13 protein-coding genes are annotated in these 14449 nt (G+C 33.3%); 4 read left to right on the top strand and 9 right to left on the bottom strand.

Annotation, left to right across the window (positions count from 1 at the left end; translation table 11 throughout):
• Positions 1 to 15: 15 nt before the first annotated feature.
• Complete coding sequence (gene meaB / locus CDH50_RS04815) at positions 16 to 1023, bottom strand: methylmalonyl Co-A mutase-associated GTPase MeaB (RefSeq protein ID WP_100610783.1); 1008 nt, start codon at positions 1021 to 1023, stop codon at positions 16 to 18.
• A 221-nt stretch (positions 1024 to 1244) separates the two neighbouring features.
• On the opposite strand from meaB, the gene CDH50_RS04810 reads away from it, so the two are divergent.
• Entirely contained in the window at positions 1245 to 3869 is a 2625-nt protein-coding gene (locus CDH50_RS04810) for an ATP-binding protein (RefSeq protein WP_100610782.1), read from the top strand.
• On the opposite strand, the gene CDH50_RS04805 is transcribed toward CDH50_RS04810, so the two are convergent.
• The gene (locus CDH50_RS04805) at positions 3853 to 4533 is read right to left on the bottom strand and encodes a LytR/AlgR family response regulator transcription factor (protein WP_100610781.1); all 681 of its coding nucleotides are present in this window, start codon (positions 4531 to 4533) and stop codon (positions 3853 to 3855) included. The genes CDH50_RS04810 and CDH50_RS04805 overlap by 17 nt on opposite strands.
• A 109-nt stretch (positions 4534 to 4642) precedes the next feature.
• Between CDH50_RS04805 and CDH50_RS04800 the strand changes: the two genes are divergently transcribed.
• Genes CDH50_RS04800 through CDH50_RS04790 form a run of 3 tightly spaced genes read left to right on the top strand, consistent with a single transcriptional unit; the run spans position 4643 to position 7766 of the window.
• Positions 4643 to 6163, top strand: a complete 1521-nt coding sequence (locus tag CDH50_RS04800; RefSeq protein ID WP_100610780.1) for a vanadium-dependent haloperoxidase — start codon at positions 4643 to 4645, stop codon at positions 6161 to 6163.
• A gap of 9 nt (positions 6164 to 6172) precedes the next feature.
• A complete protein-coding gene (locus CDH50_RS04795; RefSeq protein WP_100610779.1) occupies positions 6173 to 6619 on the top strand; it encodes a doxx family protein in 447 nt (148 codons plus the stop codon).
• Positions 6620 to 6623: 4 nt separating this feature from the next.
• Positions 6624 to 7766: a transporter gene (locus CDH50_RS04790; RefSeq protein WP_198513434.1), complete on the top strand. Its 1143-nt coding sequence runs from the start codon at positions 6624 to 6626 to the stop codon at positions 7764 to 7766.
• 68 nt (positions 7767 to 7834) lie between these two features.
• Here CDH50_RS04790 and CDH50_RS04785 read toward each other — a convergent pair whose 3' ends face one another.
• From CDH50_RS04785 to ftsH, 7 genes are all read right to left on the bottom strand, one after another.
• The gene (locus tag CDH50_RS04785; protein WP_100610777.1) at positions 7835 to 9325 is read right to left on the bottom strand and encodes a cellulose synthase family protein; all 1491 of its coding nucleotides are present in this window, start codon (positions 9323 to 9325) and stop codon (positions 7835 to 7837) included.
• Entirely contained in the window at positions 9325 to 10014 is a 690-nt protein-coding gene (locus tag CDH50_RS04780) for a glycosyltransferase family 2 protein (RefSeq protein ID WP_100610776.1), read from the bottom strand. Before CDH50_RS04780 ends, CDH50_RS04785 begins: the two co-directional genes overlap by 1 nt.
• A 20-nt stretch (positions 10015 to 10034) precedes the next feature.
• Entirely contained in the window at positions 10035 to 10301 is a 267-nt protein-coding gene (locus CDH50_RS04775; RefSeq protein WP_100610775.1) for an acyl-CoA-binding protein, read from the bottom strand.
• Positions 10298 to 10948 (bottom strand): phosphatidylserine decarboxylase family protein, encoded by a 651-nt coding sequence (locus CDH50_RS04770; protein WP_100610774.1) that lies wholly within the window; start codon positions 10946 to 10948, stop codon positions 10298 to 10300. The genes CDH50_RS04775 and CDH50_RS04770 overlap by 4 nt, the downstream gene beginning before the upstream one ends.
• On the bottom strand, positions 10938 to 11756 hold the full coding sequence (locus tag CDH50_RS04765; RefSeq protein ID WP_100610773.1) for a phosphatidate cytidylyltransferase: 819 nt from the start codon (positions 11754 to 11756) through the stop codon (positions 10938 to 10940). The genes CDH50_RS04770 and CDH50_RS04765 overlap by 11 nt, the downstream gene beginning before the upstream one ends.
• Before the next feature lie 20 nt (positions 11757 to 11776).
• Positions 11777 to 12388, bottom strand: coding sequence for an LUD domain-containing protein (locus tag CDH50_RS04760; protein ID WP_100610772.1), 612 nt, complete (start codon positions 12386 to 12388; stop codon positions 11777 to 11779).
• Positions 12389 to 12502: 114 nt separating this feature from the next.
• The gene (ftsH, locus tag CDH50_RS04755; protein WP_100610771.1) at positions 12503 to 14443 is read right to left on the bottom strand and encodes an ATP-dependent zinc metalloprotease FtsH; all 1941 of its coding nucleotides are present in this window, start codon (positions 14441 to 14443) and stop codon (positions 12503 to 12505) included.
• Positions 14444 to 14449 lie beyond the last annotated feature (6 nt).

Raw genomic sequence — 14449 nt, 5'->3', positions numbered from 1 at the left:
CGAGAGAATGTTCTTTTATTCAAAAGATTTTTTAAATGTTTCAATAATGTCTTGTGCCGCTTTTACGGGCGATATTTCCGAAGAAATGATTTGTTTTTCTAAAGTAGAAAGTTGGAGTGCAATATCTTTTGAGCCATAAAAAAGCTGTTTTAATGCTTCGTTGATATTGTTATACATCCAACGAATTTTTTGATGGTTTCTGTTTTTATCGAAATACCCATTTTTGGTAACCAATTCTTTATATTTTGTAATTTCATCCCAAACAATATCAACCCCAATATTTTTTGTGGAAGACGCTGTGGTGACTACTGGCATCCAACCTGATTCCGATTGTGGAAAAATATGCAACGCATTTTGGTATTGTAAACGTGCCAACTCACTTTTTTTAATATTATCGCCATCAGCTTTATTAATCACCACCATGTCAGCCATTTCCATGATGCCTTTTTTAATCCCTTGAAGTTCGTCACCCGCACCTGCCAACATTAAAAGAAGGAAAAAATCGGTCATACCATGAACGGCGGTTTCAGATTGTCCCACACCAACGGTTTCAATTAAAACAACATCATAACCTGCCGCTTCGCAAAGCAACATGCTTTCGGCCGTTTTGTTGGCAACGCCGCCAAGTGTATCGCCTGAAGCTGACGGACGTATATAGGCACTCTCTAAATTGCTCAATGCTTCCATACGGGTTTTATCACCCAAAATACTGCCTTTAGAACGTTGGCTGCTTGGGTCGATGGAAAGAATTGCAACTTTATGTCCCTGATTAATAATGTGTTTCCCAAAAACTTCAATAAATGTGCTTTTGCCCACGCCAGGAACACCTGTTACTCCAATGCGAACAGAATTCCCAGAGGCAGGTAAAATAGCTTGAATGATGTCTTTTGCAAGCAGTTTATCGCTCTCTAAATTGCTTTCTACAATGGTAATAGCTCTAGACAGAATAACCCGATCACCACTTAAAACACCATCAATATAGGCTTGCGCGGTGAGTCTGTTTTTGGCTCTGTAGTGTTTCATTTAGTGAAAAAAATTACAGATATAAAGATACTGATAAAGTAAAAAAATGTCATGTAAAAAAGGGTATTTTTTAATCAATATGATACTGATAAAAACTATAAATAAGGTATGAAAATAGGTTTGTTAGTCAATTATTGGTTTGCTTGACAAAGTTTCCTGAAAAATCTTTACTTTAACATGATTTTTAAAATTTGCAATACAAATAGCTTAAATATATTTAAATGAAAATCAGGCATTCCATAGTGACCCGTTTCGCCTTATTTTTTACGGGGTTAATTATATTTTCCATATTACTTTCTGGATATTTGGTTTTCACGAATGCTTCTAGGGTTATTGTTGACTATTCTAAGGAGCGTATTATGCACACATCCGAATTGGCAGAGCAATCGTTTTATGCCTTGTTGAATGAGGTTTCCAACGATATTGCCGTAATATCCAATAGTCCAACTCTTAAAAACTACATCGCTGAAAATTCCAATAAGACAACCGATGATGTTCATGAGCTGTTTGAGGTCACACTCAAAAATAAAGCGTCATATTTTCAAATTCGATTGATTGGTAGTGAAAATAACGGCAGGGAAATCATCCGATTGGATAAAATAAATCAGCAAGTTATTATCTCCAATAACCTTCAGGAAAAGGGTAGCCAAGAGTATTTTAAGGAAGCCATAAAAATGAACAAAGGGGATTTTTATTTCTCTGAAATAAATTTGAATGAAGAATATGGTCTTATTAGCGAGCCTTACATACCCACTTTAAGAGCGGCAAGTCCCATTTTTGATACCAAAAATGCCGTTATAGGAATTGTTATCATCAATGTAGATTTAACAAAACTGTTTGCAACATTAAATAATATATCTGGTAACGAATTTAAGCTTTACTTAATAGACCACAACGGACAATATTTATATTCACCCGTAAAAACACAACAATTTGGAGTTCAAACAAAAACCAACTTTAATTTTTATGACGATTTTAATTTAAATCCAAACCTTGCTTTAAATGATGGGTTTAGCCAATTAAACGAAAAAACTAAAGGTGAGTTGCTAAGTTATATTAAAGAATTAACCCATTTTAAAGGTTTAAGAACATTGTATTTGGTTTCTACAATTGAAGATAATGTGCTTATGGAAAGTGCATCCCTTGTTCGCAAAAATAGTATACAAACATTGCTTGGTGTTTGTTTGCTTTCAATTCTTATTTCATGGTTTTTTGTTAGATTCTTCTCTAAAAAAATCAATAAAATCACAGAAGCCATTAGCAATTATGATAAAGGAATTGATAATTCCATAGAACTTCCTATAAATAGAAAAGATGAAATTGGTGCTTTGGCATTGACTTTTTATAAAATGAAAACTAAGATAGACTCGCAAGTTCATGCCTTGCAAACATCACTTAAAAAAGAAAAGGAAGCGAGAAACGAACGTGATGAATTTTTGCAAAACATGAGTCATGAAATGCGTACACCGCTGAATGCTATTTTAGGACTCACCAAATTATTGCATAAAAACGCTCCCACGGATGCACAATTACCTATTATAAATACCTTGGAAAGAACTTCAAATAGTTTGGCTGGATTGGTTTATGATGTATTAGACCATAAAAAACTTACTGAAGGTAAAGTGCATATTACCCACGAACCGACCAATATTGAGGATCTTTTAAAAGATATTTACGCAACTTATCAATATGAAGCCATTCAGAAAGGATTAACATTTACTTTGAATATTGATGAAAAGCTTAAGAGACAATCTTTTTTAACAGACCCTTTAAGATTGTCGCAAATTGTTATAAACTTGGTAGTAAATGCCATTAAATATACCCAAGAAGGCACGATTCGTCTTTCTGCCAAATTGATTGATGAAAAAGCGCCACTGTTGGAAATAAAAGTAACAGATACGGGCATCGGTATACTCCCTGAGAATATTGAAAAAATAAACGATCGTTTTTTTAGGGAAAAAGATGATTTGTCTGGAAGATACGGTAGTTATGGATTAGGCTTATCGATAGTGAAACAGTTAACTATCTTGTTTGGTGGTACTTTAAAAGCGGTATCAGAAAAAGGAAAGGGCTCAGAATTCTGCGTTAAAGTTCCTGTAATTTCTGCTTTAAAAACAGAAACAAAAGTAGTTGATAAACCTATAGTGTATCCAAAACTAAATAAGCAATATAAGATGCTCCATGTTGAGGACGACTTATCGACTTTAGAATTAATATCATACATTTTTGATGAGGATAATATCCAGCTAATTCAACTAAATAAATGGCATTTGGTTATTGAAAGTATAAATCAAAATAGACCAGATATTATCATCAGTGATTTAATGCTCGAAAACGAAAATCTATCGCCTAAGCTTCTTGATTGGATTTCAACTAAAAAAGTAACATGCCCTATTTTATTGGTTTCAGCTACCGAGCCAGAAATGATGTCCGCAATAAGTACCTTATACTTTCAAAAACCATTTAACATTGATTACTTAAAAGATACCGTATTTAAATTATTAGCAAGCCATGAATATTCGGCTCCCGACTTTTCAAGTATTTACAGTAATTATGATCATAATTCCACTAAAATCATTAAAGTATTGAAACTTCTTGAAGAAGAGTTTGAAACCTATATAAAACGAATGGATGCGGTTTTTAAAAGCAAGGATGAACATGAATGGGAAGCTATTTTGCACAAACTGATAGCCCACATTAATAATTTAAAGTTACTGTCGCTTTCTGATGCTTTACCGAAAAAAGTTAAGGCGGTATCAACTGAAGATTTAGAAAATATCCGCAATGCGTTTGCTTACTATTTGTGCTGTATTCGGGTTGAAATTCAAATTAATTTAAAAGATTGATTTTTGTTAGCAATTCTTTTTCATAACTCTGGCTAACAGGAATGTAATCTTTACCCATTTCAATAACGTTATTATTTATAAAATCTATCTTGTTTAAATTCACAATGTAAGAACGGTGAACACGCAGGAAAAATTCTGGAAGTTTAGACTCCAGATCTTTTAGGGTCATTAATGTCAATATTTTTTTATCTTGAAGAACAACCGAGATATAATTTGCTTCAGACTTAAAATAAATGACTTCACTCAATTCAATTTTCACTAGTTTATTTCCATCTTTTATAAATAATCTGGATTCCTTTTCCTTTTGCTTGGAAACATAATTTTTAGCTTTTTGAAAAGCTTTAAAGAAGCGAGGAAAATCTACAGGTTTTACCAAAAAATCTACAATTTGGTTGTAATTATAAGATTCGGCCCCAAAAGCTTGATATGAGGTTATCATGATGACAGCCGAATTTACGCCAATAATGTCTAATATGTCTTTACCAGTTATATCGGGTAAATTAAAGTCCAAAAAAATCAAATCAAAAGCATGCCTATTAATAAGATTGATACATTCAAAACCAGAAGTAGTTGTCGTAACACTTGTTATATCATCAATTTTACTACAAAAATGTTCAATCAAATCACAAATTAAAGGGTCGTCATCAACAATTAGGCATTTCATAATTCATCCAGTAAAATACATATTTCGTCAAGCAATATACTTAATTCGTATAAAAAATAGGTTTCGTTCTTAATTAAAGTTTAATATTGATTACTAAACTAAAACTAAAATGAAATTAAAACTAACATTTTCAGTTATTACTGCTGTTTTCTTATTGGCAGTTATAAGCTGTAAAACTCCACAAAAAGAATCTTTATCTCTTGTAGAAAATCAAAAAGCTATTCATGGCGAACCAAAAGGAGAAGATAATATTGCGTATCAATGGGCATTTATGGTCATTGAAGGTACTGCGAATGATACCGAAATGTTTAAACCAAGGCCTACCGTTTCATCTAGGTTTTTAGGCTTAATATTTACGTCTATTTTTGATGCTTGGACACGATTTGATGATAAAGCTACACCGCTATATTTAAAGAATGTTGAACGTCGTCCTGAAAACGAAAGAACTCTAAAAAATAAAGAAATTGCCGTTAGCTATGCTGCTTACAGAGCCTTAAGAGAATACTATTATTCAGACAGCTTGATGTTCATTAATAAAATGAAAGAACTAGGCTTAGACCCCAATAATAAATCTTTAGACCCCAATACTCCAGAAGGGATTGGAAATTTGGCTGCAAAAACGGTTATTGAGGCAAGAATGCACGACGGCTCTAATCAAATAGGTGACATGGAAGGTTCTAATGGCAAACCTTATTCTGATTATACGGGCTATAAACCTGTAAATGATGCTGATACCAATGTTGATATTGATAGATGGCAACCAAAATATTTTTCTGATGGTAAAGGTGGAAAATTTGCTCCTGGGTGTTTAACCCCATTTTGGCAAAAAGTAAAACCTCTTTTATTAAATACGTCCGATCAATTTCGACCAGGTCCCCCACCAATGGTTGGTTCAAAACAAATGGCATTAGAAGTAAAAGAGGTTGTTGAATTGCAGTCAAATTTAACCCCTGAAAATAAAGCATTGGTTGAATTTATGCGAGATGGACCAAAGTCTGTTCAACAAGCTGGGCACTGGCTTAAATTTTCGCAAGAAGTTTCAAAAAGGGATAATCATACCATTGATGATGATGTTAAAATGTATTTTTTGGTAGAATCAGTAGCGATGGATGGTTTTATAGCGTGTTGGGATGCTAAAATGTTTTATGACTCTGCAAGACCTTATGCTTTAGTGCATCATTATTATAAAGATGAAGATATTACAGGTTGGGGAGGTCCAGATAAAGGCATAGGAACAATGAAAGGTCAAGATTGGCGTCCATATTCTCCAGATGTGTTTTTATGCCCACCATTTCCAAGTTATGTATCTGGTCACAGTACTATAAGTGGTGGATGTGCTGAAGCATTAAAACTTTTTAAAGGCGATGATACGTTTGGGTCTGAAGTAGAATTAATCCCAGGAGCCTTAACCGAACCAAATAATTTGGGTGCCCCAATTACCCTTAAATTTCCAACATTTACCAAAACTGCTGAAATGGCTGGAATATCTAGAGTGATGGGTGGATATCATATCCAAGCTGATAATATTGAAGGTTTGGAATTAGGTAGAAAAGTGGCCCGTAATAATTATAAAAAATATCTTGAGCTAATAGGCGAAAAAAATGAAAATCTAGCCCAATTAAACCAATAGGATATTAAAATGGCACGTATTTTATTAAGCATTAATAGGGGCAGATTGCTTGCTATTAGTATCGGTATTATATATCTGTGGTTTGGATTATTGAAATTTTTCCCAGAATTAAGTCCAGCTGATGGTCTTGCAAAACATACCATAACTTTTTTGACTTTTGGATTGATTCCCGAGAGCATCAGCATTGTAATGCTTGCTGTTATCGAAGTTGGTATTGGATTGTGTTTGATATGTAATTTTCAGCTTAAAACAGTAGTTAGTGTCGCCATCATTCATCTAATATTAACTTTTATTCCTGTATTGTTTTTTCCTGAAGTGTCTTTTGCCAAAGCACCTTTTGTACTAACATTGGTTGGGCAATATATCATTAAAAATATTGTGATTATAAGTGCCTTGCTTTTTGTTTACCCTATTAATGATTACACTAAAAACATTCCATTAAATAAAAACATCTAAAACTTTGAAAACATTTAAACTATATAAAAACTTATATATAATAGGAATTCTTTTTTTCCTATTTGGAAAATACAAGGTAAATGCCCAAGGCTGTGTGGCTATTCGTGGTTTTTCTTCATGTAATGGTTTTATGGAACAGGGTGGAATGATCATGAAAGGTGATTTTTCTGTGGGAACAAACTTTAGATATTTTCAGTCTTTCAGACATTTTAGAGGAACTCATGAAGAAACTCATAGGGTTGAAAATGGCACGCAAGTTATAAACGATTCTTATTTTGTGGATATTGTGTTTAATTATGCCATTTCAGATAGATTATATGCTACAGTATTGCTTCCTTTTGCATCTCATGTTAGGTCTTCTATGTATGAACATGGCGGGAATCCTCCAAACGGTCTAGGTGAAAGACATATTACACGTTCAAGTGGATTATCGGACATGAGATTAGGTTTAGGCTATTGGCTATTTAAACATGATAAAAGGGGTTATAATTTTGCTCTAGGTGCTGGTATAAAATTGCCTACTGGGGATTATAGTTATATGGATACATTTTATAACCAAGGACCTAATAGAGACCAAGATATTGAAAGTGTGGTAGATCAATCCATTCAATTGGGAGACGGTGGTGTTGGGTTTAATCTTGATTTTCAAGGGTATTATATGCTGTCACACAGTTTTACCCTTACAACATCACTCTTCTATTTATTTAATCCTGAAGTGACTAATGGAGTATTAGCCAGAGGAAGTACAACTAACGAGTTTTCCGTACCCGATCAATTTGCAGTACAATTGGGAACTTTATATTCACCAAATATTAAAGGTGTTAATTTTTATTTAGGAGGAAGAATTGAAGGTGTTCCGTCATCAGATTTAATAGGAAGTAGCGAGGGGTATAGAAGACCAGGGTATGCTATTTCTGTTGACCCAGGAATAAGTTACAACACAAACAATTTATCGTTAAATCTTAATGTTCCTATTGCTCTGGAAAGAAATAGAACCCAAAGTTTTTTAGATAAAAAACGCACGGCAGAAACGGGGGTTTTTACACAAGGAGATGCAGCTTTCGCTGATTATCTTATAAATTTCAACCTGACTTACAGATTTAGAAACAATAAAAATAAAGCTGTAGATTTTAATGTGGTTCATTAAAAACTACTATTGAAGAATCATAAAAAAGCATTCATGGTTTGATTAAAACCATGAATGCTTTTTTTGTGTTAGACTTTAGAGGTTAATGATTGGATAAATACATATCCAAAGCCTAAGAATAGCATTAGATGAAATGGGAACAATCCAAAATCGCCTCCTTGATTACCTACAATAAAGGCACTATACATACCAAAAGCAAAATAGAGCATTAATAAACCTTCAAAAATAACGTGAAGTGATACTGTTTTTTTAATGTATTTATTATTTTTCCAACTGTCTTTAATGGAGCTGATATTAAATTTAGGAGTGCGCACAAATTCACTCTTTTTACCAAAATGACCTTCTAAAACAGCTATGGAGTTATGAAGGGAAAATCCCATAGCAATGGTAAAAAACACAAAGAACATGCCTATGTAGCTAATGAAATTTTTTATACCTGCGCCATGTATCCTTTTGTACATAATCCAATAGCATATAAAAAATATCACTGTACTTAAAACAAAAAAGCTCATCACATAAAAGTAGGGTTTTAAATGAGCGTATTGATTTTTAATATAAAGCATAGGAATACTTAATATGGCAACCGTAAGAATATTTAAAAACATGGTACTATTTAATAAATGCAGAACACCATGTAATTTTGTTTTTGGTGAAATGTTTTTACTTCTCAAAACGCGGCCGAGCATTTTTTTGAAATTTTCAGCACCTCCTTTATTCCATCGAAATTGTTGAGATCTTGCGGCGCTAATAACTACTGGTAATTCAGCAGGCGTTTCAACATCTTCCAAGTATTTAAATTTCCAATTTTTTAATTGGGCTCTGTAGCTTAAGTCTAAGTCTTCAGTAAGCGTATCACCTTCCCAATTTCCAGCATCGATGATACATGTTTTTCTCCAAACCCCGGCAGTTCCATTGAAATTTATAAAATGCCCTTTACTATTTCTGCCAACTTGTTCTAAAGTGAAATGGGCATCTAAAGCAAATGCTTGTATTTTAGTAAGTATGGAATAGTCTCTGTTGATATGTGACCAACGTGTTTGAACAACGCCTATGCTTTTGTCTTTAAAATAGGGGATGGTACGTTTTAACCAGTTTTCTTGAGGAAGAAAGTCGGCATCAAAAATGGCAATAAACTCACCTTTGGCAATTTTAAGTCCTTCTTTTAAGGCCCCAGCTTTAAAGCCACTTCTGTCGGTTCTGGTAATATGTTTGATGTCTAAACCGGTTGCGCTTAAACTTTCAACGTGTTTCCGAGTTGTTTCTACAGTTTCGTCGGTAGAATCATCCAATACTTGAATCTCTAATTTATCGTGGGGATAATCAATTTTAGCAATGTTATCCAACAATCTTTCCATAACATACATTTCATTATAAACAGGAAGTTGTATGGTTATGAATGGGATTTCATCTGGATTTGAAAAATCAAAAGACTCACAATCCGTCTTTTTCCTTTTTGATCTTAAGTAGTTGAATAATAAATTTAATTGTGCTACCGCATACATGAAAATAAGCAAAAGCGATATGGTGTAAACAACAATAATTATGGTTTCGACAATCATTATTTAAAACTGTATTTAAAAATCCAACTTAGTATTTTTATGCCTGCAAATATACTACCTTTTATGGTTCCTGAAACTTTTGACACACCAATTCTGCGTCTATATTTTATAGGAACCTCTGCATAACTCAATTTTTGTTTTAAGACCTTTAATTGCATCTCTACAGTCCATCCATATGTTTTGTCTTGCATATCAAGCCCTAGTAAAACATCATATTTAATAGCTCTAAACGGACCAAGATCTGTGAATTTGGACCCAAACATATACTTCATTAAAAAAGTCGCCAACCAATTTCCGAAAATTTGTTGAGGTTCCATGGAACCTTGTTCTCTTAATTCCTTAACTCTAGCCCCGATAACAAAATCTATGTTATTATTTAAAATAGGCTCTATAATTTTGGTTAGTTCTTCGGGATAATCACTGTAATCACCATCAAGAAACACAACAACATCAGGTTTTTCTTGTTGATTTACAAGATAATCAATTCCTTTTAAACAAGCGTATCCATAGCCTTTTTTACTTTCGGTTAAAACTATGGCACCTGCTTTTTTTGCATTATTTTCAGTATCATCTGTCGAGTTATTATTTACAACAATAATGTTTTTAACCGTAGTAGGAATGTCATTAATAACGTTTGCTATGGAGCCTGCCTCGTTATAAGCTGGAATGATAACTGCTATTTTGGTCATGTAAAGTTGCTTTCTAATAATTACTTTCTGTACAGAAAGTAATTATTAACCAAGTCAATATAGCTTTGTTTAGCTTCATCTTCACTGATGTCTTTAGCTTGAAACAAAGCATTGATTTTAAATGCATTTATAATTGGCTTTTTGCTTTTGGGCTGGCTAAAATTATTAGTCGCTTTTTTATAATAAGCATAAAGCTTAAGCAAAGTATCAGCAGGGAATGGCTCTGTGTGTGCATTTACCCTTTCAACAGCTTCTTGAAATAATATGTCTAAATCTTTATTACTCATAATTCAGCAATAATGCTTTCGCCTCCGCGAACTTTTTGATTTAATGTTACTTTTACTTTAGTGTCTATAGGTAGGAACAAATCAACTCTAGATCCAAATTTAATAAAACCTGAGTCCGAACCTTGTATCACCATATCATCTATTTTGCAATAGTTAACGATGCGCTTGGCCAAAGCTCCCGCTATTTGCCTATATAATACTTTACCATAGGTATTGTTTTCGACAACAACTGTGGTACGTTCATTTTCTTCGCTGGCTTTAGGATGCCATGCTACTAGATATTTTCCGGGATGGTATTTACTAAAAATAACAGTTCCACTTATAGGATGCCTAGTTACATGTACATTTATAGGAGACATGAAAACACTAACTTGTAGGCGTTTATCTTTAAAAAATTCATTTTCAAATACTTCTTCAATAACAACTACTTTGCCATCTACTGGAGAAACCACTTGTTTATCATTTAAAGTTGTGTGCCGTTTTGGGTTTCTAAAGAATTGAAGTATTAGTACTAAAAAACATAATAAAACAATCGTAAGGACGGTTTTAAGCCAATGGATTGTAATTAATTTATCTATGAGTAAAATTGATATAATAACAAAAGCGAAAGTAGCTAATATAATTTTATATCCTTCTTTATGAAACATACAGTAAAATTCTTAAAAATAAATATATAATTGGCGCAGCAAAAATGATGCTATCTAAACGGTCTAGCAATCCGCCATGCCCCGGCATAATGGCGCCACTATCTTTAACGTTTGCCTGTCGTTTAAATTTAGATTCTATTAAATCGCCCAAGGTTCCAAAAACACTAACAATGATACTTAAAATAAGCCAACTTGTAAAGCTTAAAGTTTGCGTAAAGGTAGCAATAAAATAACTTGCAATGCATGAAAAAAATAAGCCGCCTAAAAATCCTTCGACTGTTTTTTTTGGTGAAATTTTTTCAAAAAGCTTTTGCTTTCCAAATTTCTTTCCAATTAAAAAAGCAAAAGTATCATTGGTCCAAACTAAAACAAACGAGCCCAGCAATATATAAGGATTATATTCTTTATGGAAATGGGCTATTAAAATTAAAAAAACAAAAGCACTAGATATGTAGAAAGTGGTTAATATAAATCGTTTGGAACTGAAAAGCGGAATGGTTTTTTCTGAAAATAAATCTTTTATTAAAAACAGATTCACAAAAATGCTTAAAACCATTAAAATTTGGGTAGATTCATCTAATCCTCTAGAATTAGAAGCCAATTGCCAATAACCAAAAATGGTATAAAGCACAATAAAAATGATATAAGGAACTCGGCTTTTGAGTTGAATAAGCTTATTAAATTCAACCAAGCATATCATGCCAAAAATGAATAACGCAATAATTAATGCAATTTGAAACTTAAAGGATATCAATAAGAGTAAAACGTAAAGCAAACCAGAAAAGGAACGTACTATTATTTCTTTCATTTAGAGATTATGTTTGCTTATTATAGGTCTTCTAAAAGCAATAAATATAGGTTTTTAGAACTACTACCATAGCTTAAAAAATCTTTCTCATCTATACTGGATTTGAAATGCTTTATGGTTGTTATGTTGGTAGGAATACGTTGTTTATTTTTAGATTTTATACCTCTTAAGCCTTCACCTATATTCTCGGTAATTTGGCTGGTTGTAGCAAACACAATAAAATTTACAGGAAGTTCAGGAAGTTTTTTTTCAAATATTTGATTCGAACTAATTAATAAAGAGCCATCGTTCGCAATTAAACTTTCGCAAGTTGTTAGGAAAATGAAGGCTTCGCTTGGGGAGTTTGTAGATTCTAAATTTGCCTCTTTAAATTTATCTTTTAAATTTTTATCAAGAACAAGTACTTTTTTTTCTTCCCATTTATTTTCTTCGATAATATTATATAAGTTTTCAAAAATTTCATCTAAACTATCACAATACAAAAACTTGCCACCATTTGCTTTAAAGTTTATGGTAAACTTTTCATCAATGGGTAGCTTAATTTCGGGCATATACTTGCCCCTTTGATTGGCTTTTAACTCGCTTTCTGTTTGATCAGATTTTGAACCAAAAAATTTTTTAAAAAGACTCATTCAGATTATTGCTATTAACTCAATTATATTGGGCTTCATCAAATATAAAAAATCTTAAATTAACCATACGATTAATTTAAGATTTTTAATAAAAACGTTAACAAATATTTAAAATTATTTAGAGGAACCCTCTCTGTCTTCAACAATAAAAGGTCGACTTCCAAATATCTTTTCAAGATTGTCCTTAAAAATAACTTCTTTTTCAAGAAGCACTTCGGCTAATTCAATCAATTTATCTTTGTTGTCTTTAAGCAATTTTATAGCTCTTTGGTATTGATTTTCAATAATATCTGAAATCTCTTTATCGATTAATTCGGCAGTCTTTTCGCTATAAGGTTTGGTAAAACCATATTCGTTTTGTCCAGAAGAATCGTAATAGGTTAAATTTCCAACTTTATCACTTAAGCCATAAATGGTAACCATGGCTCTAGCTTGTTTGGTCACTTTTTCCAAATCACTCAAAGCTCCAGTTGATATTTTATTGAACATGACCTTTTCGGCAGCTCGTCCGCCAAGTGCGGCACACATTTCGTCCAACATTTGTTCTGGATGAACAATTAAGCGCTCTTCAGGCAAATACCAGGCCGCTCCTAAAGACCGTCCACGAGGCACGATCGTTACTTTTACCAATGGTGCAGCATGTTCTAGCATCCAACTAACGGTAGCATGACCAGCTTCATGATAAGCTACAGCTCTTTTTTCACTTGGGGTAATGATCTTATTTTTCTTTTCTAATCCGCCTATAATTCTATCAACAGCATCCAGAAAATCTTGCTTATCAACTACTTTTTTACCATTTCTGGCAGCAATTAAAGCCGCTTCGTTACAAACATTGGCAATATCAGCTCCAGAGAATCCTGGCGTTTGTCTTGATAGGAAATCTAGGTCTAAATCTTTTTCTTTTTTAAGAGGTCTTAAATGAACCTCAAAAATTTCTTTACGTTCCCTAATATCTGGTAAATCAACAAAAATTTGTCTATCAAAACGACCAGCCCGCATCAAGGCTTTATCTAAAATATCAGCTCTATTGGTAGCTGCGATAACAATCACGTTGGTATTGGTCCCAAAACCGTCCATTTCAGTCAATAGCTGATTCAGTGTATTTTCACGTTCATCATTACTGCCAGACATGGCGTTTTTTCCTCGGGCACGACCAATGGCATCTATTTCATCAATAAAAATAATGGAAGGCGATTTTTCTTTGGCCTGTTTAAATAAATCTCGTACCCTTGAAGCGCCTACGCCTACAAACATTTCTACGAAATCGGAGCCAGATAATGAGAAGAAAGGTACTTTTGCTTCACCAGCTACGGCTCTTGCCAACAAGGTTTTTCCGGTTCCTGGAGGGCCAACAAGTAAAGCGCCTTTCGGAATTTTTCCGCCAAGCGTGGTATATTTTTCAGGGAATTTAAGAAAATCTACAATTTCCTGTACTTCTTCTTTGGCGCCTTCAAGACCTGCAACATCCTTAAAAGTGGTTTTTACTTCGGTGTTTTGGTCAAAAAGTTTTGCTTTAGATTTGCCAATATTAAAAATCTGTCCACCAGCACCTCCTCCGGCACCGCCAGACATACGTCGCATAATGAATATCCAAACTCCAATCAGCAGTATAAATGGTAATAAGCCTAAAAGGAAATCAGTTAAATGATTTTCTTCAGTAATATATACAGGTTCTAGGTTAAGATTGTTATCCTCAATAACCTTGTTTAATTTATTCTGGAAAATCTCAAGCTCACCAAACTCAAACTTGTAATTAGGCAATTTTGTTGCCGTAGGTAACAGTGTGTTTGGCTTGGATTTTTTATGGATTTCTTTTTCTTCAGCCGTTTTGGTAAGATAAACTTTTGCTATTTTTTGGTTTACAATCTCTACTTTATCGACATCGCCGTTTTCAACAAACTTGAAAAATTCTGTTGGGTTGGTTTTGCTGCCATCTTCATAACCACTGCTATTAAATATTTGAAAGCCAATAAAAATGGCTAGTGCAATGCCATAAATCCAATACGGATTGAATTTAGGTTTGTTTTCTTTTATGTTTTTCTTTTCGCTTGCCATGTATTT

The organism is Confluentibacter lentus, from assembly GCF_002806995.1.
GTDB lineage: Bacteria > Bacteroidota > Bacteroidia > Flavobacteriales > Flavobacteriaceae > Confluentibacter > Confluentibacter lentus.
This window is presented reverse-complemented; position numbering and strand designations above follow the sequence as displayed.